The sequence below is a fragment of the Kluyvera intermedia genome (assembly GCF_021440345.1).
Lineage (GTDB): Bacteria > Pseudomonadota > Gammaproteobacteria > Enterobacterales > Enterobacteriaceae > Kluyvera > Kluyvera intermedia_A.
On the sequence record NZ_JAKCNS010000039.1, the window covers coordinates 113,229 to 135,145 of the forward strand.

Below are 21,917 nucleotides of genomic sequence, written 5' to 3' on the forward strand. Positions count from 1 at the left end.
TAATGGCAATTAAATTGAGAGCACAACTCCAGTAATGCAATCATACGCACTAATCAGGGCTTCGCAAGACTGCGAATTTCACTTTTTTTAAGCTACAATCCCATAAATTTACCTGGCGAATAGTGCCGTGCAACATCAACACCCTCGTTGCAGGTTGATAGATTCTTAACCAAATGATTTTCATACTAAAAACTCAGGGCAAAGCGGTATGACTTACACAGTAGCGTTAACGGGCGGCATCGGCAGCGGTAAGAGCACGGTCGCAGATGCATTTTTTCGCCTGGGAATTAACGTTATTGATGCCGATATTCTCGCCCGCCAGGTCGTCGAACCAGGTACGCCAGCGCTTGCCGCGATAGCAGAATATTTTGGCTCCCACATGCTGACTCCAGAAGGCGCTCTTAATCGCCGGGTTTTACGTGAACATATTTTTGCTCACCCTGATGACAAAACCTGGTTAAACGCCCTCCTGCATCCCCTTATTCAGCAAGAAACACAGCGCCAGTTCCAGCAGGCCACCTCGCCCTATGTGCTCTGGGTTGTACCATTGCTGGTAGAAAATAAGCTCTATCACCGGGCCGATCGCGTACTGGTTGTCGATGTCACGCGCGAGACCCAGCTTCATCGAACCATGCAACGCGACCAGGTGTCGCGAGAGCATGCGGAAAATATTCTTGCAGCCCAGGCCACGCGTGAAGAGCGTCTGGCAGTAGCTGATGACATTATTAATAACAACGGCACACCAGATGCAATTGCATCGGATGTCGCTCGCCTGCACGCGCGCTATCTTCAGCTCGCTGCGCAGGCTGTATCACAGGAAAAATCGTAATGCACACCCACATCCTTTTTGAACATCCCTTGAATGAAAAAATGCGTACCTGGCTGCGTATTGAATTTCTGACAGAGCAAATGAATGCCAATTTACCTATCAGGGATCACGCCAGCGCACTGCATTTTTTTCGTAACGTTGGGGAGTTACTGGATGTGTTCGAGCGCGGGGATATCCGCACTGAACTCCTCAAAGAGCTGGAACGCCAGCAGCGAAAACTCAACGCATGGAGCGAAGTTCCTGGCGTCGATCTGAGCCGCATTGACGCATTGCGCCAACAGTTAAAAAACAGCAGCAGTATCCTGATGGCTGCGCCACGTATCGGGCAATTCTTACGTGAAGACCGCCTGATTGCGCTGGTGCGCCAGCGTCTGAGCATTCCAGGCGGCTGCTGCAGCTTCGATTTACCGACTCTGCATATGTGGCTGCACGCCAAGCAGAGCCAGCGCGATACGCTGGTGGAATCCTGGCTGGCAAGCCTCGAGCCACTCAATCAGGCGCTGGCACTCATTCTCGATCTGGTGCGTAATTCCGCGCAGTTCCGTAAACAAACCAGCCTGAACGGTTTCTATCAGGACAACGGCGATGATGCCGATCTGTTACGTTTGAAGCTGGAACTGGTATCGCAGCTGTATCCGCAAATCTCTGGTCACAAGAGCCGCTTTGCCATCCGCTTTATGCCGCTGGATAGCGAGCACGGTAGCGTACCTGAGCGCCTCGATTTTGAACTGGCATGCTGCTAAGGAGCGATGATGTCTGACGTAATGACGGTAAATTGTCCAACCTGCAACAAACCGGTTATCTGGAACGAGCAAAGCCCATATCGCCCATTTTGCTCCAAACGCTGCCAGCTGATTGACCTCGGCGAATGGGCGGCTGAAGAGAAACGGATCCCAAGCAGCGGCGATCTCTCCGACAGCGATGGCTGGAGCGAAGAACAACAATAGTCGGTCGCTTGTTTGAATAAAGCCGACGCGGGGATCTTCCCGGCGTCGGCTTTATGCTTTTATCGGTGTGACATTAACCGGCAATTAGCTTTTCGATGATCGGCGCATTGGCCGGTGGAAACTCATCGACGACTAAATTCTGTTGCGCAACCCAACGGCCAGGCTGCCCTTCTTTACCCCACGGTTCACCATCCCAACCGTCAACCAGCCAGAACCACAGAGTGATATGGCGATCGGGGAATTGATACTCCAGCTTATCAAACTGCTGCAATGACCTAACGGCAATCCCCACCTCTTCCTGCAGTTCACGAATCACCGCTTGTTCAGCCGATTCATCCGCTTCAATCTTACCGCCGGGAAACTCCCACTTGTTCGCCATGTGTGCGTCGGCAGCGCGCTGGGTGATATAGATTTCACCAGCCGCGTTGCGAATGATGCCGACGGAAATTTGCAGTTTTTTCATATTGTTTCACCCATAAAAAAGGCGCAGTAATCTGCGCCTTTTGTCTTCTTATTTGTCCTTAGCTCAGGCGGCCATGGCACTGTTTGAATTTTTTACCGGAACCGCATGGGCATGGATCGTTACGTCCCACTTTGCGCTCACCGGTTTGCGCAGCCAGATCCTGTGCAGCAACAGCGTCATCGCTCTGATGGCTCAGCTGCTGCATCTGCGCCAGACGCTCAGCTTCCTGGCGGCGCTGCTGTTCCATCTCTTCCACTTCTTCCGGCATACGAACCTGAACTTTGCTCAGGGTGCTGATCACTTCATATTTCAGCGATTCCAGCATTGAGGCAAACATCGCGAAGGACTCACGTTTGTACTCCTGCTTAGGATCTTTCTGCGCGTAGCCACGCAGGTGGATACCCTGACGCAGGTAATCCATCGCCGCCAGGTGCTCTTTCCACAGGGAGTCGAGGGTCTGCAGCATCACGCCTTTTTCGAAGTGACGCATCATCTCGGTGCCGACAACTTCTTCTTTGCGCTTGTAGACTTCAATCGCGCTTTCCAGAATACGCTCACGCAGCGTTTCTTCATGCAGCTCCGGCTCTTTATCCAGCCATTCGGAGATTGGCAGTTCCAGATCGAAATCGTTTTTCAGGCGTTCCTGCAGGCCAGGAATATCCCACATTTCTTCCAGCGACTGTGGAGGAATATGCGCATCGATAGTGGCTTTAAACACATCTTCACGGATGCTGTTGATGGTTTCGCTAACGTCGGATACATCGAGTAGTTCGTTACGCTGAGTATAGATAGCGCGGCGCTGGTCATTAGCAACATCATCATATTCCAGCAGCTGCTTACGAATATCGAAGTTACGGCTTTCCACTTTACGCTGGGCGTTCGCAATGGCCTTCGTCACCCATGGGTGTTCGATAGCTTCACCGGGTTTCATCCCCAGTTTACGCATCATGCCGGACACACGGTCAGAGGCAAAGATACGCATCAGAGCATCTTCCATAGACAGGTAGAAACGGGAAGAACCCGCATCCCCCTGACGACCGGAACGACCACGCAGCTGGTTATCGATACGACGAGATTCGTGACGCTCAGTACCAATGATGTGCAAGCCGCCTGCCGCCAGCACGGCATCATGACGCACCTGCCAGTCAGCTTTGATCTGCGCGATTTGCTCCGGCGTTGGATCTTCAAGCTGAGCGACTTCTGCCTGCCAGCTACCACCGAGCATAATATCGGTACCACGACCCGCCATGTTGGTGGCGATGGTAACTGCGGCTGGATAGCCCGCTTGCGCAACGATATCCGCTTCGCTGGCGTGGAATTTAGCGTTCAGTACGTTATGTTTGATACCCGCCTTAACCAGTTCATTGGAAACCACTTCGGATTTCTCAATAGAGATAGTACCGACCAGAACCGGCTGGCCGTTAGCGGTACGTTCTCTGATATCTTCGATGATCGCCTGAATTTTTTCCGCTTCGGTCATGTAGACCAGATCCGGCATATCTTTACGGATCATTGGGCGGTTCGTTGGAACAACGACGGTATCCAGTTTGTAGATTGAGCTAAATTCGAATGCTTCGGTATCAGCAGTACCAGTCATCCCCGCCAGTTTTTCGTACAGACGGAAGTAGTTCTGGAAGGTTATCGATGCCAGAGTCTGGTTTTCGTTCTGAATGTCCACGCCTTCTTTGGCTTCAACCGCCTGGTGCAGACCGTCAGACCAGCGACGCCCCTGCATGGTACGACCGGTGTGCTCATCGACGATAATTACTTCGCCATCTTTAACGATGTAGTCAACGTCACGGGTGAAAAGCACGTGCGCGCGCAACGCAGCGGTTACATGGTGCATCAGCATGATGTTAGCTGGGGAGTACAGAGACTCGCCCTCTTCCATGATGCCTTCTTTGACCAGCAATTCTTCTACCAGTACCAGACCGCGCTCGGTGATGTTGACCTGGCGCGCTTTTTCATCCACGGAGAAGTGGCCTTCACCCTGGAAGGTGTCAGAGTCTTCTTTTTCCTGGCGAACCAGATGCGGGATGATTTTGTTCACTTTTTTATACATTTCCGAGCTGTCTTCAGCTGGGCCGGAAATGATCAGCGGAGTACGTGCTTCATCGATCAGGATGGAGTCGACCTCATCCACCAACGCATAGTGCAGTTTACGCTGAACGCGCTCTTCAGGGCTAAACGCCATGTTGTCGCGCAGGTAGTCAAAGCCGTACTCGTTGTTGGTACCGTAGGTGATATCTGCGTTGTAGGCTTCGCGCTTCGCAGGAGCCGGCTGGCCGGACATGTTGATGCCGACGGTCATGCCAAGGAATTCAAACAGCGGGCGGTTGTTTTCGGCGTCACGCTGCGCCAGATAGTCGTTGACGGTAACGACGTGCACGCCCTTACCGGACAGCGCATTCAGGTAAGCCGGCAGCGTTGCGGTCAGAGTTTTACCTTCACCAGTACGCATTTCTGCGATGCAGCGGTCGTTCAGAACCATACCACCCAGTAACTGCACGTCGAAGTGACGCATGCCGAACACACGCTTACTCGCTTCACGCACTACGGCGAATGCTTCTGGAATCAGGCTTTCTACGCTTTCGCCTTTTTCAATGCGCGCGCGGAATTCGTTGGTTTTGGCTTTTAGCTCGTCATCGGAGAGTTTTTCCATCTCCGGTTCCATCGAGTTGATGAGGGTGACAGCTTTGCGCATACGACGCAGAGTACGGTCGTTACGACTGCCAAAAACTTTGGTCAATAATTTGATTAACATAATAAAATCTCAAACGCCCCGACATTTCGGAGTCAGAAAAATAAAAGAATAAAAACGGTTATTTTCAGACGAGGCGCTGCGGCCCGGCGCGGATCCCATGCGCCTGGCTTATCCAGGAAGGAATGTTAAAAACTAAAGGAGGTAAAGCGGGCAACACCGCAGCCTGTGCAATGACAAGCGACGGCTGGCTTTCTACGTTAAGTAACGCATTTAGCGAATCAAGTAACGCCAGATGCTGCGCCTGCAGCGGCGATGCAGTTTCCGCAACCGGCAGCGCGGTCGGCACCATGGCAAAAGAGAGGTGGCGAATAACCGTGCGGATGGCATGTTGATGCCAATAATCGACGTTAAAAGACGGACGACGATTATTTTCCAGCCGAGCCAGCTGGGTGAAATCAATTTTCTGCGACGGACTGTGATTGCTCGACGTCGTGCGGGCAGGCGAAGCGGGCTCGGTATTATTCGCAAGTGCAGGCAGACCAAATCCAGCAGCAACCATCCCCAATAGGAGATGCGGCCAGAAGTAGCGTCTACCAAACTGTCGCCAGCGCGTCAGCATTCCACTCACGTAATGTTCCACCTTCGGTTTTATTGTCATTATTCTATTTTAGCGCCCAGATATTACCATTAATGCAGCACTACAGCAGCAGTAATGACGAAATCATCAGCGAAAAATGGTTCAAGAAATCAGCGGTTGCGCAGGAGTGTGATCTTTTCAGAGACACCGATGGCAGAATAGGAAAAAGGATGAGGGCAAAAAGAAAAAACGACTGGTTCCCTGACCGGAGAGAGTGCCAGGTTGCCAGTCGAATTTACGTAATGGTCAGGCTTACGCCAGAACCATTGTCGGTGCTTTGAACGCCAGCGGCAGTTCTGCGTCGTCTTCGAAGGTCACATATTCCCAGGCTTCCTGTTTTGCCAGGACCGCCTGCAGAAGTTTGTTATTCAGCGCATGACCGGATTTAAACGCGGTAAATGCACCAATAATGTTGTGACCACACATGAACAAGTCACCGATAGCATCCAGCATTTTGTGACGAACGAATTCATCTTCAAAACGCAGGCCGTCTTCGTTCAGTACGCGATAATCGTCAACAACGATGGCACAATCGAAGCTGCCGCCCAGGCACAGGCCGCGGGACTGCAGATATTCGATATCACGCATGAAACCGAAAGTACGTGCACGGCTGATCTGGCGCATAAAGGCGTCTGCGGAGAAGTTCATCGCATAACGCTGGGTGCTTGCATCAATCGCCGGATGGTTAAAGTCGATGGTAAAGTCCAACGAAAAACCATTGTACGGTTTGAATTCAGCCCATTTATCGCCATCTTCAACACGAACGGTGTCTTTAATACGGACGAATTTCTTCGCGCAGTTCAGTTCATCAATGCCAGCATCCATCAGCAGATAAACGAATGGCGCAGCACTACCGTCCATGATCGGGATTTCCGGTGCATCAACTTCAATAACAATGTTGTCGATACCCAGACCCGCCAGCGCGGCATTAAGGTGCTCTACGGTCGAAATCCGCACGTCATGCTCGTTGACCAGACAAGTACAGAGCATTGTATCACGCACAGATTTGGCATCGGCCGGAAAATCTACCGGTGGATTCAAGTCGGTGCGACGATAGATGACCCCGGTATTTGCCGGCGCAGGGCGTAGCGTCAGTGTGACCTTTTTGCCGGTATGTAAACCGACGCCAGTCGCCTGAACGATACGTTTAAGTGTCCTTTGTTTGATCATCGTATAATCTCGCCAAATTAACTATCCAACCGAAGTGTACTATACATTCGGCGGGCCAGTTTAGCACAAAGAGCGCAGATTCCCTAATTCCAGCTAATTCTTAATCAGCTTGCTTACGCAGGAACGCTGGGATATCCAGATAATCCGGTTCTTTGGTGGTCTGCGCCGTATTGTCGTTTACCACTTTAGCGGCCGGTTTCTGCTCTTGCGTCAACGGTGCCATACCGTGCTGCTGATAGCGATCCAGCACCGGCTGTTGCGCCTGTTTGTTAGCAACAAGGGTAATCTCTGGACGTTTGTCCATGCCAATACCGGTCGCAACAACGGTCACGCGCAGCTCGTCGTTCATATCCGGGTCAAGGGAAGTGCCGATAACCACGGTCGCGTTATCCGATGCAAACGCACGGATGGTGTTGCCGACGGTTTCGAACTCATCCAGACGCAGGTCGAAGCCCGCGGTAATGTTGACCAGAACGCCGCGAGCGCCGGACAGGTCGATATCTTCCAGCAGCGGAGAAGAGATAGCCATTTCAGCCGCTTCTTCTGCACGGTCTTCACCGCTCGCAATGCCGGAGCCCATCATCGCATAGCCCATTTCGGACATCACGGTACGTACGTCCGCGAAGTCGACGTTCATCAGGCCAGGACGGGTGATCAGTTCGGCGATACCCTGCACCGCGCCTTTCAGCACGTCGTTCGCCGCGCCAAATGCGTCGAGCAGCGAAATACCACGACCCAGCACTTTCAGCAGCTTGTCGTTAGGAATGGTGATCAGCGAATCCACATGTTTGGACAGCTCGGTGATACCCTGCTCAGCAAATGCCATACGCTTCTTGCCTTCAAAGTTGAAAGGCTTAGTCACGACAGCAACGGTCAGAATACCTAAATCTTTAGCCACTTCAGCAACCACTGGCGCCGCACCGGTACCGGTACCGCCACCCATGCCTGCTGCGATGAAGACCATATCTGCACCTTCCAGTGCCGCGCGCAGCGCTTCACGGTCTTCGTCAGCCGCGTTGCGGCCTACTTCCGGGTTAGCCCCAGCACCCAGACCTTTGGTAATACCGTTACCAATCTGGATAGTCTGGCCAACGGCCGTTTTACGCAGTGCCTGCGCATCGGTGTTAACTGCAAAAAACTCAACACCTTCAATGCGTTCGCGCACCATGTGTTCAACGGCATTACCGCCGCCGCCACCGACGCCGATGACTTTAATCACCGCGTCGTTGGTCAGTTCCATAGGTTCAAACATAGTTTCTCTCCGTTTTGTGCCTGTCGCCTGAGACCACTAACCTGCCCCGGTCTCTTTAAAAATTAAAACTCTTTCCGTAACCAGCTATTCAGTCGTTTGATCCACGATCCAACCGATGCGGTTACGCGCTTTTCTACTTCTGCTTCACCACTTAAATGGGATTCTTTCCCGTAGTGCAGCAGGCCCACCGCCGTTGAATAATACGGCTCCTGGGCATAGTCCGTCAGACCAGTAATGTTCAGCGGTGCACCGATACGAACCTGCGTATGGAACACGCGCTGTGCGCAGGCAGCTAACCCTTCAATTTGCGCCGCGCCACCGGTCAATACAATCCCCGCCGCCAGGTGGTGTTTCACCCCTTGCTGACGCAGTTGCTCTTGTAACTGTAAAATCTCTTCATTGACGAGGTTCAAAAGCTCGGTATAACGCGGCTCAATAACCTCTGCCAATGTCTGGCGCTGCAGGCTACGCGGTGGACGTCCACCCACGCTTGGCACTTCAACGCTCTCATCTTTGCCCACAATGGAGCCTAATGCGCAGCCGTGGCGCACTTTAATCGCTTCGGCGTCGCTTGGCGGCGTACCGAAGGCGTAAGCGATATCGCTCGTCACCACGTTCCCTGCATAAGGGATCACTTTGGTGTGACGCAGCGCGCCGCCGGTGTATACCGCGATATCCATTGTACCGCCACCGATATCCACGACGCAGACACCCAGCTCACGTTCGTCTTCCGTCAATACAGAATAACTGGACGCCAGCCCGGCGAAAATCAGCTGATCAACCTTCATACCACAACGTTCAACCGCTTTGACAATGTTTTTTGCCATATCGTTGTGGCAGGTAATCAAATGTACCTTGGCCTGCATGCGCACGCCGGACAAGCCTACCGGGTTTTTGATCCCTTCCTGGTAATCAATGGCGTATTCCTGCGGAATGACGTGCAAAACACGATGCTCATCACGTACGCGAACTGACTTCGCCGTGTGCACCACGTTCTCAACATCCTCCAGCGTGACCTCTTCTTCTGAGATAGGCACCATTCCTATCTCATTTTGACAGCTAATGTGCTTACCGGAAAGCGCCAGATACACAGAAGAGATCTGGCAATCCGCCATTAGTTCGGCCTGGTCGATAGCGCGCTGTACACATTTCACTACCGACTCAAGGTCGTTCACACCGCCTTTGTCCATACCCCGGGATGGGCAACTGCCGACCCCAATGATATTAATCACTCCGTCGGGCAGAACTTCCCCTACTAAAGCGGCTACTTTTGCAGTGCCAATCTCCAGTCCAACTACCAGTTTTCTGTCCGTCGCCTTGATCATTGTTATTCTGCCTGTGCCTGATTCTGTTGTTGATTGGTGTCCGCCGCAGGTGCAGGTTCCCAGCCTACTGCCGCCCCTGAGTCATAACGCAAATCAACATAGCTAATCCGATTACCCTCTGTTTGCGCCTGCTGCAAAAGAACTGGATACAGTTCCATAAAACGCGCCAGCCGCTTCATCGTATCGCCCCGTCCCAGATTCAGCTTGATACCGTTATCAAGCGTCAACTGCCATGAACGGCGCGCGGTCATCGCCGCAACCTTCAACGAGAATTTCCCTTTCGCGAGCACCGCCCCCATGTCGTGATAACCCTGTAAAACTTCGCTTGCACTACCTTCAGGGCCATAGAGCATAGGTAAATTTTGCTTGTTGGCGCGATCCGCCGGTACGCTAAAGGCCGTGCCTTCTGCGTCCACCATGTGCTGATCATTCCAACGCGCAATGGGCACATATTCAACCAGATGAATCTTCAATTCGTCCGGCCACTGCTTTCTTACGCTTGCCTGTTTAATCCACGGCAGACGTTCAATCTGGCTCTGAACGATGTTCACGTCCTGAGTCATAAAGGTTCCCGGCGATCCCAGTGCCAGAATGGACTGACGGATATCATCGTTACGCGTGTAATGACGATCGCCCGTTACCACCAGTTTAGAGATAGGCAAACGTTGCGCATCTTCCATCCAGCCCAGCACTACCCAGCCGCTAACAAACACGGTACACAACACGGCCAGCAGGAAAACGATACCCACCAGCTGTGTTCCATTATTGCGCCGTGAAGAGGCGTACTCCTCTTCTTCACGGTTCCGCGTATTCAGCGCAGCCTGCGACATATCACCCCGCCAGGTCCAGAATTCGTACTACCAGCTGCGAGAAGCTCATTCCCGCTTGTCGCGCCGCCATCGGCACCAGACTATGGCTGGTCATCCCTGGAGACGTATTCGCTTCCAGCAGATAATATTGCCCGTCGTTGTCCTGCATTACATCTATACGTCCCCAGCCACGACAACCTAAAACTTTCCAGGCTTTCAGTACCAGAGACTGCATTGCCGCTTCCTGGCTTGGTTCCTCACAACCAGGGCAGAAATATTTTGTCTCATCAGAGAGATACTTCGCCTCATAATCATAGAAGGTTCCAGCAGGTTGGATGCGAACTGAGGGTAAAATTTCTTCACCGAGCACGGCTACGGTAAATTCCGGCCCACTCAGCCATTTTTCCACCAGAACTTCGTCATCATGTTGAAACGCCTGCGTTAACGCTGCGGCAAGTTTGTCACTCTCAGTGACTTTCGACATACCGACGCTGGAGCCTTCACGACTTGGCTTCACGATAAGCGGTAAACCAAGCTCCGCGACCTGCGCTAAAACCTCGCCAGACAGGCCATCAGCAAACATTTCACGCGTTATCGCCACCCACGGTGCAACGGGTAAACCCGCGCCCTGCCACAGTAATTTACTGCGCAGCTTATCCATGGAAATAGCCGATGCCATCACGCCGCTACCGGTATAAGGCAGCGAAATCAGCTCCAGAAGCCCTTGCAGCGTGCCATCTTCCCCGCCGCGACCATGCAGTGCAATAAACGCTTTCTTAAAACCCATATTTTTCAGCTGGGTAACATCAGTCTCTTTCGGGTCTACCGCATACGCGTCAACGCCTGCTTCACGCAGACCTGCCAGCACCGCAGCCCCGGAGTTGAGCGAGACTTCACGTTCGGCTGAGGTTCCCCCCAAAAGAACCGCGATTTTATCAGCCATGACGCGGTTCCTCCTGAGTTTGCGGCTTGAGTTTGATTTCAGCTAAGTTACGCGCGATTTTACCGATATTTCCCGCGCCCTGAATCAAGACCAGATCATTACCCGTCAGTACCGATGCCAGCATTTCCGGGACCAGGGCTGAATCGGAAATTAAAATCGGGTCAACTTTGCCACGCCCGCGAATGGTACGGCACAGCGAACGGCTGTCCGCGCCAGGGATTGGTGCTTCCCCTGCCGGATAAACGTCCAGCATAAGTAGCGCATCCACCTGCGTCAGCACGTGGGCAAAATCATCATACAGATCGCGTGTACGGGTATAGCGGTGCGGCTGGAATACCATCACCAGTTTTTTATCTGGCCAGCCCGCGCGTGCGGCTTTGATTGTCGCATCCACTTCCGTTGGGTGGTGACCGTAGTCGTCCACCAGCATTGCGGAGCCGTCTTTACCGTTAACATCAGCCAGCGGGAATTCACCCAGGAAATCAAAGCGGCGACCGGTGCCCTGGAAACTTTCCAGCGCGCGCAGAATCGCGTCGTCTTCAATGCCTTCTTCTGTCGCAACTGCAACGGCCGCTGCGGCGTTCAGCGCGTTGTGGCGGCCCGGCGCATTCAGCGTTACGCGCAGATTTTCTTTCTCCTGGCGCACCAGCGTGAAGTGCCCCTGTGGGCCAATCTGCTGGTAGTCTTCGACCCGTACATCGGCGTCATCGCTAAAACCGTAGGTAGTTGTCTGACGGCCTACGCGCGGCAGCAGCTCGCGAATCACCGGGTCGTCGACACACATCACCGCACGGCCATAAAACGGCAAATTGTGCAGGAAATTAATAAATGTCTGTTTTAAATTTTCGAAGTCGCCCTGGTAGGTATCCATATGGTCGGCTTCGATGTTGGTGACAATCGCCACCATCGGCTGCAAATGCAGGAACGACGCATCGCTCTCGTCGGCTTCCGCAATCAGATAACGACTGTGGCCCAGACGCGCATGCACGCCCGCCGCCTTCACTAGGCCGCCGTTAACAAACGTCGGGTCCAGCCCGGCTTCCGCATAAATACTAGAGACCATCGCCGTGGTAGTGGTTTTACCGTGTGTCCCGGCAATCGCGATACCGTGACGAAAACGCATCAGCTCCGCCAGCATCTCCGCACGACGAATCACAGGAATACGCGCTTCATGTGCCGCAACGATTTCTGGGTTATCGGCAGAAATAGCCGTTGAAACCACAACCACGCTCGCATCGCGAACATTTTCCGGGCGATGGTTGAAATAAATGGTGGCGCCCAATTGAGCCAACTGCTGCGTCACCGGGTTCGGCGCGAGATCGGAACCGCTAATCTGATACCCTTCGTTAGCCAATACTTCAGCAATACCGCCCATACCGGCTCCGCCGATGCCAACAAAGTGAATGTGCCGGACGCGACGCATCTCGGGCACGATAGAACGCAGTTTCGCCAGTTGTTGTGTATTCATTCTCTAAACGCCATCACTTCTACAAATTCGGGCGACGCAAATGCGCCGCGATGATTAAGCCTTTGCCGCCAGGCTCACTTCTTTTGCTACCCTCTCGGTAGCGTCCGGGATAGCCGCTGCGCGAGCGCGTTCGGCCATCTCTAATAAGGTTGCGCGGTCCCAGCTAGCCAACGTTTCGGCGACCGCTTGCGCGGTAAACTGGGGCTGTTCAAAAATCTTTGCCGCGCCCGCTTTTTCCAGCGGTAACGCATTCCAGTACTGCTGCCGGTCTTTATGCTGGAACGGGACAAAAATCGCCGGCAAACCAGCCGCGGCAATTTCACTGACCGTCAGCGCGCCGGAGCGGCACACCACCACGTCGGCCCACGCGTAAGCCGCCGCCATGTCATCAATAAATTCCGTCACTTTGTGCTGCGGCTGACCGGCATCGGCATAAGCCTGCTCAACGGTCTGCTGCCCACCTTTACCGCTCTGATGCCAGATAGTGACTGCATCGCCCAGCAGCGCTGCAACCTGCGGCACGGTCTGGTTTAACACACGTGCGCCCTGCGAACCGCCCACCACCAGCACACGAATCGGACCATCGCGGCCGACCAGACGCTGCTCCGGCAGCGGCAGTGCCAGCACGTCAACGCGTACCGGATTACCGACAACTTCCGCATCGGCAAATGCGCCAGGGAATGCCTGCATCACTTTGCTGGCGATTTTCGCCAACCATTTGTTGGTCAGGCCAGCAATACCGTTCTGCTCATGCAGCACTACCGGAATACCCAGCGACCACGCCGCCAGGCCACCCGGCCCGGAAACATAACCGCCCATCCCCAGCACCACATCTGGCTTAAAGCGTTTCATGATGGCGCGCGCCTGACGCCAGGCGTTAAAAATACGCATAGGTGCCAACAGCAGCGCCTTCAGACCTTTTCCACGCAGCCCAGAAATATGAATGAAGTCGATCTCGATGCCGTGTTTCGGCACCAGGTCAGCTTCCATACGATCTGCGGTTCCCAGCCAGCGTACCTGCCAGCCTTGATCCATTAAATGGTGCGCAACCGCCAGTCCTGGGAACACATGTCCGCCAGTACCGCCTGCCATCACCATTAACCGCTTTGTTTGACCGCTCATCGGGAACCTCGGGTAAACGCCTGCGCTTTCTCCAGACGTGTTTCATAATCAATACGTAATAAGAACGTAATCGCAGTCGACATAATCAGAAGACTGGAGCCACCGTAGCTTATCAACGGCAGGGTCAGACCTTTAGTCGGTAACATACCGGCCGCCGCCCCTACGTTGACCAACGCCTGGAAACTGAACCATACGCCGATTGCGCAAGCCAGGAAGCCAGAAAAACGTTGGTTGATCTCCAGCGCTTTACGGCCGATGGACATGGCGCGGAAAGCGACGAAGAATACCATTAAAAGGGCCAGTACCACACCGATATAACCCAATTCCTCGCCGATGATAGCGAAGATGAAGTCGGTATGAGCCTCCGGCAGATACTCCAGTTTCTGTACCGAGTTGCCCAGACCTTGCCCCCACATCTCGCCGCGGCCGAAAGCCATCAGCGACTGCGTCAGCTGGTAGCCGCTGCCGAATGGGTCTTCCCACGGGTTCCAGAAGGAGGTCACGCGGCGAATACGGTACGGCTCGGCAAGGATCAACAGCACCACCGCTGAAATCCCCATGCCGATAATGGCGATGAATTGCCACAGCTTAGCGCCCGCCAGGAACAGCATCGCCAGCGTAGTGACGAACAGCACCACCACGGTACCTAAGTCAGGCTGCGCCAGCAGTAAAATAGCCAGTACGAAAATCACGCCCATCGGTTTTAAGAAACCGCGCAGGTTGTTGCGCACTTCATCGGCTTTACGCACCAAATAGTTGGCGATATAGCAAAACAGCGACAGCTTGGTCAGCTCGGCCGGCTGAATACGCAGCGGGCCGAAAGCAATCCAACGTGATGCCCCGTTAACTGAACTACCGACAACCAATACAATCAATAACATAGCAATGGAGGCAATCAGCATGAAGGTGCTGTGCCGCTGCCAGAACGCCATCGGCAGACGCAAGGTAATCAGCGATAACCCGAGCGCCAACAGCAGATACAGCCCATCACGCTTGGCGAACAGGAAAGGATCGTTCGCCAGACGCTGGCCGACCGGCATTGATGCCGAAGTGACCATGATAAAACCAATTGCCGCGAGGCCCAGCGTCAGCCACAACAGCATACGGTCGTACATTATCAGGCTGTCGGAATCTTTATCCCGGGACCCCATCACCCAGCCTTTCAGCGCAGCAAACAGCCATGCGAAGATGCGCATGCCCGGCAAACGCGGCAGCCTCAGTTGAGGCAGTCTCAGGCGCGGGAGCGAAACACGCATCAACCTAACTCCTTCGCCAGACGAGCAAACACGTCGCCGCGTTGTTCAAAGCTTTTAAACTGATCGAGGCTGGCGCAGGCAGGTGACAGCAGAACCATATCGCCGTTTTTCACCAACGGTGCGAGCAGGCGCATAGCCTGTTCCATAGTTTCAGTCTGCGTCGCGATTTCCGGACGCAGCGCGGCCAGTTCCCCGCCGTCACGGCCAAAGCAGTACAGTCGAATGTTGTCGCCAGTCAGGTAACGCTGCAGCGGCGCGAAGTCAGCTGATTTGCCATCACCGCCCAGCAGCAGGTGCAATGTCCCTGCGACGTGCAGGCCGTTTAACGCCGCTTCAGTACTGCCGACGTTGGTGGCTTTAGAGTCGTTAATCCAGCGTACGCCGTTATGGTCGAGCACAATCTGGAAGCGGTGGGCCAGCCCGGTAAAGGTGGTTAACGCTTTCAGGTTCGTCGCGCGCGGCAGGCCAACAGCATCCGCCAGCGCCAGCGCCGCAAGGGCGTTGCTGTAGTTATGTTGTCCGGTGAGCGGCATCTCTTTGACGTTCAGGACCTTTTCACCCTTCACGCGCAGCCAGGTTTCCCCCTGCTGACGGTTAAGGTGATAGTCGCCCACGTCAACGCCAAAGCTGACGCAGCGTTCGTCCGCGCCGCGTACCGGCATGGTCAGACCGTCATCGGCATTGACCACGCAAACTTTGGCATTCTCATAGACGCGTAGTTTCGCTGCCCGGTACTGCTGCAAGCCCAGCGGGTAGCGATCCATGTGATCTTCAGTCACGTTGAGGATCGTGGCGGCTGCGGCATGCAGGCTGGAGGTGGTTTCCAACTGGAAGCTGGAAAGCTCAAGCACATACAGCTCGCGGGATGGGTCCAACAGCATTAATGCTGGCAGGCCTATGTTGCCACCCACGCCAACGTTCACGCCCGCCGCTTTCGCCATTTCACCTACCAGCGTGGTGACGGTACTTTTACCGTTCGAGCCGGTAATGGTCACAATCGGTGCCTGCACTTCACGGCAGAACAATTCGATGTCGCCAACAATTTCAATACCGGCATCCGCTGCGCGGGAAAGCGCCGGATGCGCCAGCGCAATACCAGGGCTTGCGACGATAAGGTCCGCCGCCATCAGCCAGTCTTCATTCAGGCTACCAACGTAACGCTCTACTGTTTCCGGCAGTTTATCCAGACCGGGTGGCGTCGCTCGGGTATCCATCACGCGCGGCGTGACGTTCTGCGCGAGGAAGAAATCCACGCAGGAAAGCCCGGTCAATCCAAGACCAATAATGACGACGTTTTTACCCAGGTAATCTGCCATGATTAACGTACCTTCAGCGTTGCCAGGCCAATCAGCACCAGCATCAGCGAAATAATCCAGAAGCGCACAATGACGCGTGGTTCCGGCCAGCCTTTCAGTTCATAGTGGTGATGAATCGGTGCCATACGGAAGATGCGCTGGCCGCGCAGCTTGAAGGAACCAACCTGCAGAATCACCGACAGAGTTTCAACTACGAAGACGCCGCCCATGATGACCAGCAGGAACTCCTGACGCAGCAGCACGGCGATAATACCCAGCGCGCCGCCCAGAGCCAGAGAGCCGACATCGCCCATGAAGACTTGCGCCGGATAGGTGTTGAACCACAGGAAGCCTAAACCCGCACCGACGATTGCCGTACAGACGATCACCAGCTCACCCGCGTGTCGCAGATAAGGGATATGCAGGTAGCTAGCAAAATTCATGTTACCGCTCGCCCACGCCACCAGCGCAAAGCCCGCCGCCACGAACACGGTCGGCATAATCGCCAGGCCATCTAAGCCATCGGTCAGGTTGACCGCGTTGCCGGTACCAACGATAACGAAATAGGCCAGCAGGATATAGAACAGTCCCAACTGCGGCATGACGTCTTTAAAGAACGGCACCACCAGCTCAGTGGCCGGTGTGTCTTTACCCGCAAGGTACAGCGCAAAGGCCACGCCCAGCGCAATTACCGACATCCAGAAATACTTCCAGCGGGCAATCAGACCCTTAGTGTCTTTGCGGACAACTTTGCGGTAATCATCGACGAAGCCGATAATGCCGTAGCCGATAAGCACCGTCAGCACGCACCAGACGTAAGGATTAGATGGGTAAGCCCAAAGCAGGACGGAAACAACAATCGCGGTGAGGATCATGATCCCGCCCATTGTCGGGGTGCCGCGTTTGCTGAAGTGGGATTCCGGGCCGTCGTTACGCACGACCTGGCCGAAGGACATTTTTTGCAGACGGGCGATCATGCGCGGGCCCATCCACAAAGAGATGAACAGCGCGGTCAGCAGGCTGACGATGGCGCGAAACGTCAGGTAGGAAAAGACGTTAAAGCCAGAATAATATTTGACCAGATGTTCGGCCAGCCATACTAACATGTCCCGTTCTCCTGTAATGCGCGTACAACCTCTTCCATGGCGGCACTGCGTGATCCTTTCACCAGAATGGTGATAGTTTTATGTTCTTTAATCAGCGTATTAAGACGAGCAATTGCCGATGCTTTATCGGTGAAGTGCTCCCCTGCCCCACTGGCCTCACTGATAGCCTGACTTAAATTGCCGACGCTCAGTACGCGGTCGATGCCCGCCGTTTTCGCAGCCTCACCAACCTGGATATGACAAGCTTCGCTTTCCGCACCCAGTTCTGCCATATCGCCGACAACCAGCACACGGTAGCCCGGCATTTCAGACAGCACCTGCACCGCCGCGGTCATTGAACCGACGTTAGCATTGTAGGAGTCGTCCAGCAGTAGCTGGGTTTCCGACAGATGAACCGGGAACAGGCGCCCCGGTACCGCTTTAAGCTGCGACAATCCGGCTTTCACCGCATTTAAGTCAGCACCTACCGCCGTTGCCAGCGCGGTTGCCGCTAGCGCATTGGCGATATTGTGACGGCCCGGCAGCGGCAGGAGAACTTCTGCGCTGCCATTTGGCGTGTTCAGCGTAAATACGGTGCCCTGCGCGGTAATCCGGATGTCAGAGGCGCTAAAATCGCTGTCAGACGCATTCGGCGAAAAGCGCCATACGGTGCGATCGCCAATAATCTGCTGCCAGTTTTCCCAGTCGTTATTATCCGCATTCAGAATGGCAATGCCGCTGCCCGACAGACCAGAGAAGATTTCCCCTTTGGCCTTCGCCACGCCCGCTAATGATCCAAACCCTTCCAGATGCGCGGCGGCTAAATTATTCACCAGCGCGGCTTCCGGACGGGTCAGCCCAACGGTCCAGGCGATTTCACCCTGGTGGTTTGCCCCTAACTCAATGACCGCAAACTGATGTTCTGGCGTCAGGCGAAGTAATGTCATCGGCACGCCGATGTCATTGTTTAGATTACCTGCGGTATACAGTGTGTTGCCGCACTGCGCCAGAATGGCGGCGGTCATCTCTTTGACCGACGTTTTACCGGATGAACCTGTGAGCGCCACCACGCGAGCAGGCACTTGCTTACGAACCCAGGCCGCCAGTTCGCCAAATGCCAGACGGGTATCACTCACCACCAGTTGTGGCAGGTCGATAGCCAGTTTACGGCTGACCAGCAGCGCACCGGCACCAGCGTCTTTCGCCGTTTGCGCAAAATCATGCGCGTCAAAACGTTCGCCTTTCAGCGCCACAAATAGGCAGCCCGGAGTGATTTTTCGAGTGTCAGTCGTGACTTCGTCAATCAGCAAATCATCACCCTGGAGCTCGCCGTTCAGTACGCCGGAAAGCTGGCTAAGCGTTACGCCAATCATGCCACCACTCCCAGCAGACGCGCTGCGGTAATACGGTCTGAGTAATCCAGACGACGGTTGCCAACAATTTGATAATCTTCATGGCCTTTACCGGCCAGCAGCACGACATCGTTGTCGTTCGCCTGCATGATGGCGTTAGTGACCGCTTCGGCACGGCCTTCCATTACCTTCACGTGCCCAGCATCAACCATGCCAGCCAGAATGTCGTTAATAATGGCTCGCGGCTCTTCGGTACGCGGGTTGTCGTCGGTGACGACCACAATGTCGGAGAACTCTTCGGCAATCGCGCCCATCAACGGACGTTTACCTTTATCGCGATCTCCACCGCAGCCAAAGACGCACCACAGCTTGCCGACACAGTGCAGACGCGCTGCCTGCAGCGCTTTTTCCAGCGCATCCGGGGTATGAGCGTAATCCACCACCACCGTTGGTTTACCCGGTGCGCTGAACACTTCCATACGCCCACAAACAGGCTGCAGACGGGCTGCGGTTTTCAGCAAATCCGCCAGCGGATAGCCCAGCGCCAGCAGCGTGGCTAGCGCCAGCAACAGGTTGCTGACGTTAAACGCGCCCATCAGGCGGCTTTCAATTTCACCTTCGCCCCAGCTCGACTCGAAGCGAATCGTCGCGCCGCTATCGTGATAATTCACGTCGACGGCTTTCAGCCAACGCCCGTGACAGTTCGGATTGATATGGTCTTCCATCGACACGGCCACGGCGTCCGGCAAACGACCTAACCAGCGACGCCCCACTTCATCATCGGCGTTCACAATCGCCTGACCGCAATGGTGAGTGGAGTAAAGCAACCATTTCGCGGCTTCGTAATGCTCCATATCACCATGATAATCAAGGTGATCGCGGCTGAGATTGGTGAACACGGAGGCGGCAAACTTAAGCGCCGCCACGCGATGCTGCACCAGACCATGGGAAGAAACTTCCATCGCTGCCATGGTCGCGCCTTGCGCCACCAGACCAGAAAGCACGTGCTGGACGTCAACCGCCGAACCGGTGGTGTTCTCTGTAGGAATCACTTTGTCCAGCAGACCATTACCGACGGTACCCATCACCGCGCTGGTTTCGCCCAGCAGCTGGCACCACTGCGCAATCAGCTGTGTGGTGGTGGTTTTGCCGTTAGTACCGGTCACGCCAATCAGGCGCAGACTATCGGACGGTTCAGCATAAAAACGCCCGGCCAGCGCCGATAAACGTTCATTTAATTGGCTGAGGTAAATAACCGGCACGCCGTGCATCTCGCGGATTTCACCGTCGGTCGCTTCATCTTTTGCCTCGGCGACAATCGCAGCGACACCCTGCGCAATTGCCTGCGGGATATACCGACGCCCGTCCGCCTGATGACCTACTACCGCTACGAACAGATCGCCCGATGCAGCCACACGGCTGTCGAGCGTCATCTCCCGCAGTACTCGCTCCGGCGCATTTGGCACCCACGGAGCAAGAAGGTCGCGCAAATTACGATCTGCCACCTGAACCCTCGCCTTGATTTGTCACAAATTCACTTTTATCGCCCGTTGCCAGTGCATCCGGTTCAATGTTCATCGTGCGCAGTACGCCGCCCATGATGGCCCCAAAGACCGGCGCGGAAACGGCGCCACCGTAGTATTTACCCGCCTGCGGGTCGTTGATGACCACCACCAGCGCAAAACGCGGCTGGCTGGCTGGCGCAACGCCCGCGGTGTAAGCAATGTATTTATTGATATAGCGCCCGTCCGGACCGACCTTTTTCGCCGTACCGGTTTTAATCGCGATACGGTAGCCTTTGATCGCCGCCTTCACGCCGCCGCCGCCAGGCAGCGCCACGCTTTCCATCATGTGAACGACGGTGCGAACGATAGATTCCGGGAAGATGCGCTCGCCGGGTACCGGCGGGTCAACTTTGGTAATCGACAGAGGACGGTAGATACCGTAGCTGCCAATCGTTGCGTAGACTCGCGCTAACTGTAACGGCGTTACCATTAGCCCGTAGCCGAAAGAGAAGGTGGCCCTCTCTATGTCAGACCACCGTTGTTTTTGAGGGTATAAGCCACTGCGTTCCCCGACCAACCCCAAATTGGTCGCTTTTCCCAGTCCAAAACGTGAGTAAGTATCTACTAACGCTGAGGAGGGCATCGCTAACGCCAGCTTGGAGACACCGACGTTACTCGACTTCTGTAGTACCCCGGTCAGGGTCAATTCGCTGTAACGTGCCACGTCTTTGATTTCGTGACCGTTAATTCGATATGGGATGGTATTCAGTACGGTATTTTCACGTACCACACCGCGCTGCAGCGCGGTCATCACGACCATCGGTTTTACCGTTGAACCCGGCTCGAACACGTCGGTGATCGCCCGGTTACGCATGGTGTCTTTCGCCGTGCCGGTAAAGTTATTCGGGTTGTAAGACGGGCTGTTGGCCATCGCCAGCACTTCGCCGGTGCTGACGTCAACCAGCACGGCACTACCGGATTCCGCTTTGTTAAACGCCACGGCGTTGTTCAGTTCGCGGTAAACCAGTGCCTGCAGGCGTTCGTCGATGCTCAGCGCAAGGTTGTGTGCAGCCTGGCTATCGGTCGAGGAGATATCCTCGATAACCCGGCCATAGCGGTCTTTACGCACAATACGTTCGCCCGGCTGGCCGGTGAGCCACTTGTCGAAGCTTTTCTCAACCCCTTCAATCCCCTGACTGTCGACGTTGGTGAAACCAATTAAGTGAGCGGTCACTTCGCCAGAAGGATAATAACGGCGAGATTCTTCGCGCAGGTAAATCCCGGGAAGCTTGAGTTTTTTAATGTAATCGGCCATATCAGGGTTCACCTGACGAGCCAGATAGATAAAGCGCATCCGCGGGTTGGTGTTGATGCGTGATGCCAACTGATCGAGCGGCATATTGAGCGCATCCGCCAGCGCCTTCCAGCGGTTGTTCAGCACCACACCGCCGGCTTCATGCAGTTCTTTTGGGTCCGCCCAGATGGCTTTTACCGGCACGCTCACCGCCAGGGGGCGACCGGAACGGTCAGTGATAAGCCCACGAGAAGTGGAGACCTCCTGCACGCGCAGAGAACGCATGTCACCCTGACGCACCAGCATGTCCGGTGCGATGATCTGTAGCCAGGCCACACGGCCCAGCAGGAAACCCAATGCAATCAGAATACAGCCGCAAAGCAACGCAAAACGCCAACTGATAAAGTTGGCCTGTTCTTCCTGACGTTTCGGTTTAAGCGTTTTTGCCGCCGGTTTCATGC

General features: G+C 54.6%; 19 protein-coding genes. 3 read left to right on the forward strand and 16 right to left on the reverse strand.

Translation table 11 applies throughout. From position 1 onward, the window contains the following. Positions 1–208: 208 nt before the first annotated feature. Genes coaE through yacG form a run of 3 tightly spaced genes read left to right on the forward strand, consistent with a single transcriptional unit; the run spans position 209 to position 1,776 of the window. On the forward strand, positions 209–829 hold the full coding sequence (gene coaE, locus LZ634_RS12030) for a dephospho-CoA kinase (RefSeq protein WP_234505287.1): 621 nt from the start codon (positions 209–211) through the stop codon (positions 827–829). Further along, positions 829–1,572 (forward strand): cell division protein ZapD, encoded by a 744-nt coding sequence (gene zapD, locus LZ634_RS12035; protein WP_234505288.1) that lies wholly within the window; start codon positions 829–831, stop codon positions 1,570–1,572. Before coaE ends, zapD begins: the two co-directional genes overlap by 1 nt. A gap of 9 nt (positions 1,573–1,581) precedes the next feature. Continuing rightward, a complete protein-coding gene (gene yacG, locus LZ634_RS12040) occupies positions 1,582–1,776 on the forward strand; it encodes a DNA gyrase inhibitor YacG (protein WP_234505289.1) in 195 nt (64 codons plus the stop codon). Positions 1,777–1,849: 73 nt separating this feature from the next. Here the strand turns inward: yacG and mutT are convergent, their stop codons facing one another. The 16 genes from mutT to LZ634_RS12120 all read right to left on the reverse strand — a co-directional run bounded on the left by mutT (position 1,850) and on the right by LZ634_RS12120 (position 21,915). Further along, positions 1,850–2,239 carry an 8-oxo-dGTP diphosphatase MutT gene (gene mutT / locus LZ634_RS12045; protein WP_234505290.1) on the reverse strand — a complete coding sequence of 130 codons (390 nt, stop codon included), beginning with the start codon at positions 2,237–2,239 and terminating at the stop codon, positions 1,850–1,852. A 58-nt stretch (positions 2,240–2,297) separates the two neighbouring features. Continuing rightward, a complete protein-coding gene (gene secA / locus LZ634_RS12050; RefSeq protein ID WP_234505291.1) occupies positions 2,298–5,003 on the reverse strand; it encodes a preprotein translocase subunit SecA in 2,706 nt (901 codons plus the stop codon). 64 nt (positions 5,004–5,067) lie between these two features. Beyond that, a complete protein-coding gene (gene secM / locus LZ634_RS12055) occupies positions 5,068–5,571 on the reverse strand; it encodes a secA translation cis-regulator SecM (RefSeq protein ID WP_234505292.1) in 504 nt (167 codons plus the stop codon). A 261-nt stretch (positions 5,572–5,832) separates the two neighbouring features. Then, entirely contained in the window at positions 5,833–6,750 is a 918-nt protein-coding gene (lpxC, locus tag LZ634_RS12060) for a UDP-3-O-acyl-N-acetylglucosamine deacetylase (RefSeq protein WP_234505293.1), read from the reverse strand. Between the two features lie 100 nt (positions 6,751–6,850). Beyond that, a complete protein-coding gene (gene ftsZ / locus LZ634_RS12065) occupies positions 6,851–8,002 on the reverse strand; it encodes a cell division protein FtsZ (protein WP_052283033.1) in 1,152 nt (383 codons plus the stop codon). Between the two features lie 62 nt (positions 8,003–8,064). Next, the gene (gene ftsA, locus LZ634_RS12070) at positions 8,065–9,327 is read right to left on the reverse strand and encodes a cell division protein FtsA (protein WP_062771949.1); all 1,263 of its coding nucleotides are present in this window, start codon (positions 9,325–9,327) and stop codon (positions 8,065–8,067) included. A gap of 2 nt (positions 9,328–9,329) precedes the next feature. Beyond that, complete coding sequence (ftsQ, locus tag LZ634_RS12075) at positions 9,330–10,157, reverse strand: cell division protein FtsQ (RefSeq protein WP_234505294.1); 828 nt, start codon at positions 10,155–10,157, stop codon at positions 9,330–9,332. A gap of 1 nt (position 10,158) precedes the next feature. Then, positions 10,159–11,079, reverse strand: coding sequence for a D-alanine--D-alanine ligase (locus tag LZ634_RS12080; protein ID WP_234505296.1), 921 nt, complete (start codon positions 11,077–11,079; stop codon positions 10,159–10,161). Then, positions 11,072–12,547 carry a UDP-N-acetylmuramate--L-alanine ligase gene (gene murC / locus LZ634_RS12085; protein WP_234505298.1) on the reverse strand — a complete coding sequence of 492 codons (1,476 nt, stop codon included), beginning with the start codon at positions 12,545–12,547 and terminating at the stop codon, positions 11,072–11,074. Before murC ends, LZ634_RS12080 begins: the two co-directional genes overlap by 8 nt. A 54-nt stretch (positions 12,548–12,601) precedes the next feature. Further along, entirely contained in the window at positions 12,602–13,669 is a 1,068-nt protein-coding gene (murG, locus tag LZ634_RS12090) for an undecaprenyldiphospho-muramoylpentapeptide beta-N-acetylglucosaminyltransferase (protein ID WP_234505300.1), read from the reverse strand. Beyond that, positions 13,666–14,925, reverse strand: coding sequence for a cell division protein FtsW (gene ftsW, locus LZ634_RS12095; RefSeq protein WP_234505303.1), 1,260 nt, complete (start codon positions 14,923–14,925; stop codon positions 13,666–13,668). The genes murG and ftsW overlap by 4 nt, the downstream gene beginning before the upstream one ends. Further along, complete coding sequence (murD, locus tag LZ634_RS12100) at positions 14,925–16,241, reverse strand: UDP-N-acetylmuramoyl-L-alanine--D-glutamate ligase (RefSeq protein WP_234505306.1); 1,317 nt, start codon at positions 16,239–16,241, stop codon at positions 14,925–14,927. The genes ftsW and murD overlap by 1 nt, the downstream gene beginning before the upstream one ends. A gap of 2 nt (positions 16,242–16,243) precedes the next feature. Continuing rightward, positions 16,244–17,326 (reverse strand): phospho-N-acetylmuramoyl-pentapeptide-transferase, encoded by a 1,083-nt coding sequence (gene mraY / locus LZ634_RS12105; protein ID WP_234505309.1) that lies wholly within the window; start codon positions 17,324–17,326, stop codon positions 16,244–16,246. Continuing rightward, positions 17,320–18,678: a UDP-N-acetylmuramoyl-tripeptide--D-alanyl-D-alanine ligase gene (murF, locus tag LZ634_RS12110; protein ID WP_234505312.1), complete on the reverse strand. Its 1,359-nt coding sequence runs from the start codon at positions 18,676–18,678 to the stop codon at positions 17,320–17,322. The genes mraY and murF overlap by 7 nt, the downstream gene beginning before the upstream one ends. Further along, positions 18,675–20,162, reverse strand: a complete 1,488-nt coding sequence (murE, locus tag LZ634_RS12115) for a UDP-N-acetylmuramoyl-L-alanyl-D-glutamate--2,6-diaminopimelate ligase (RefSeq protein WP_234505315.1) — start codon at positions 20,160–20,162, stop codon at positions 18,675–18,677. The genes murF and murE overlap by 4 nt, the downstream gene beginning before the upstream one ends. Then, complete coding sequence (locus LZ634_RS12120; protein WP_234505317.1) at positions 20,149–21,915, reverse strand: peptidoglycan glycosyltransferase FtsI; 1,767 nt, start codon at positions 21,913–21,915, stop codon at positions 20,149–20,151. Before LZ634_RS12120 ends, murE begins: the two co-directional genes overlap by 14 nt. Between the last annotated feature and the right edge of the window lie 2 nt (positions 21,916–21,917).

What these genes read in the sequence shown, in the direction of transcription:
- coaE (WP_234505287.1), top strand. Translation starts at nt 209, where the DNA reads ATGACTTACACAGTAGCGTTAACGGGCGGCATCGGCAGCGGTAAGAGC.
- zapD (WP_234505288.1), top strand. Translation starts at nt 829, where the DNA reads ATGCACACCCACATCCTTTTTGAACATCCCTTGAATGAAAAAATGCGT.
- yacG (WP_234505289.1), top strand. Translation starts at nt 1,582, where the DNA reads ATGTCTGACGTAATGACGGTAAATTGTCCAACCTGCAACAAACCGGTT.
- mutT (WP_234505290.1), bottom strand. Translation starts at nt 2,239, where the DNA reads ATGAAAAAACTGCAAATTTCCGTCGGCATCATTCGCAACGCGGCTGGT.
- secA (WP_234505291.1), bottom strand. Translation starts at nt 5,003, where the DNA reads ATGTTAATCAAATTATTGACCAAAGTTTTTGGCAGTCGTAACGACCGT.
- lpxC (WP_234505293.1), bottom strand. Translation starts at nt 6,750, where the DNA reads ATGATCAAACAAAGGACACTTAAACGTATCGTTCAGGCGACTGGCGTC.
- ftsZ (WP_052283033.1), bottom strand. Translation starts at nt 8,002, where the DNA reads ATGTTTGAACCTATGGAACTGACCAACGACGCGGTGATTAAAGTCATC.
- ftsA (WP_062771949.1), bottom strand. Translation starts at nt 9,327, where the DNA reads ATGATCAAGGCGACGGACAGAAAACTGGTAGTTGGACTGGAGATTGGC.
- ftsQ (WP_234505294.1), bottom strand. Translation starts at nt 10,157, where the DNA reads ATGTCGCAGGCTGCGCTGAATACGCGGAACCGTGAAGAAGAGGAGTAC.
- LZ634_RS12080 (WP_234505296.1), bottom strand. Translation starts at nt 11,079, where the DNA reads ATGGCTGATAAAATCGCGGTTCTTTTGGGGGGAACCTCAGCCGAACGT.
- murC (WP_234505298.1), bottom strand. Translation starts at nt 12,547, where the DNA reads ATGAATACACAACAACTGGCGAAACTGCGTTCTATCGTGCCCGAGATG.
- murG (WP_234505300.1), bottom strand. Translation starts at nt 13,669, where the DNA reads ATGAGCGGTCAAACAAAGCGGTTAATGGTGATGGCAGGCGGTACTGGC.
- ftsW (WP_234505303.1), bottom strand. Translation starts at nt 14,925, where the DNA reads ATGCGTGTTTCGCTCCCGCGCCTGAGACTGCCTCAACTGAGGCTGCCG.
- murD (WP_234505306.1), bottom strand. Translation starts at nt 16,241, where the DNA reads ATGGCAGATTACCTGGGTAAAAACGTCGTCATTATTGGTCTTGGATTG.
- mraY (WP_234505309.1), bottom strand. Translation starts at nt 17,326, where the DNA reads ATGTTAGTATGGCTGGCCGAACATCTGGTCAAATATTATTCTGGCTTT.
- murF (WP_234505312.1), bottom strand. Translation starts at nt 18,678, where the DNA reads ATGATTGGCGTAACGCTTAGCCAGCTTTCCGGCGTACTGAACGGCGAG.
- LZ634_RS12120 (WP_234505317.1), bottom strand. Translation starts at nt 21,915, where the DNA reads ATGAAACCGGCGGCAAAAACGCTTAAACCGAAACGTCAGGAAGAACAG.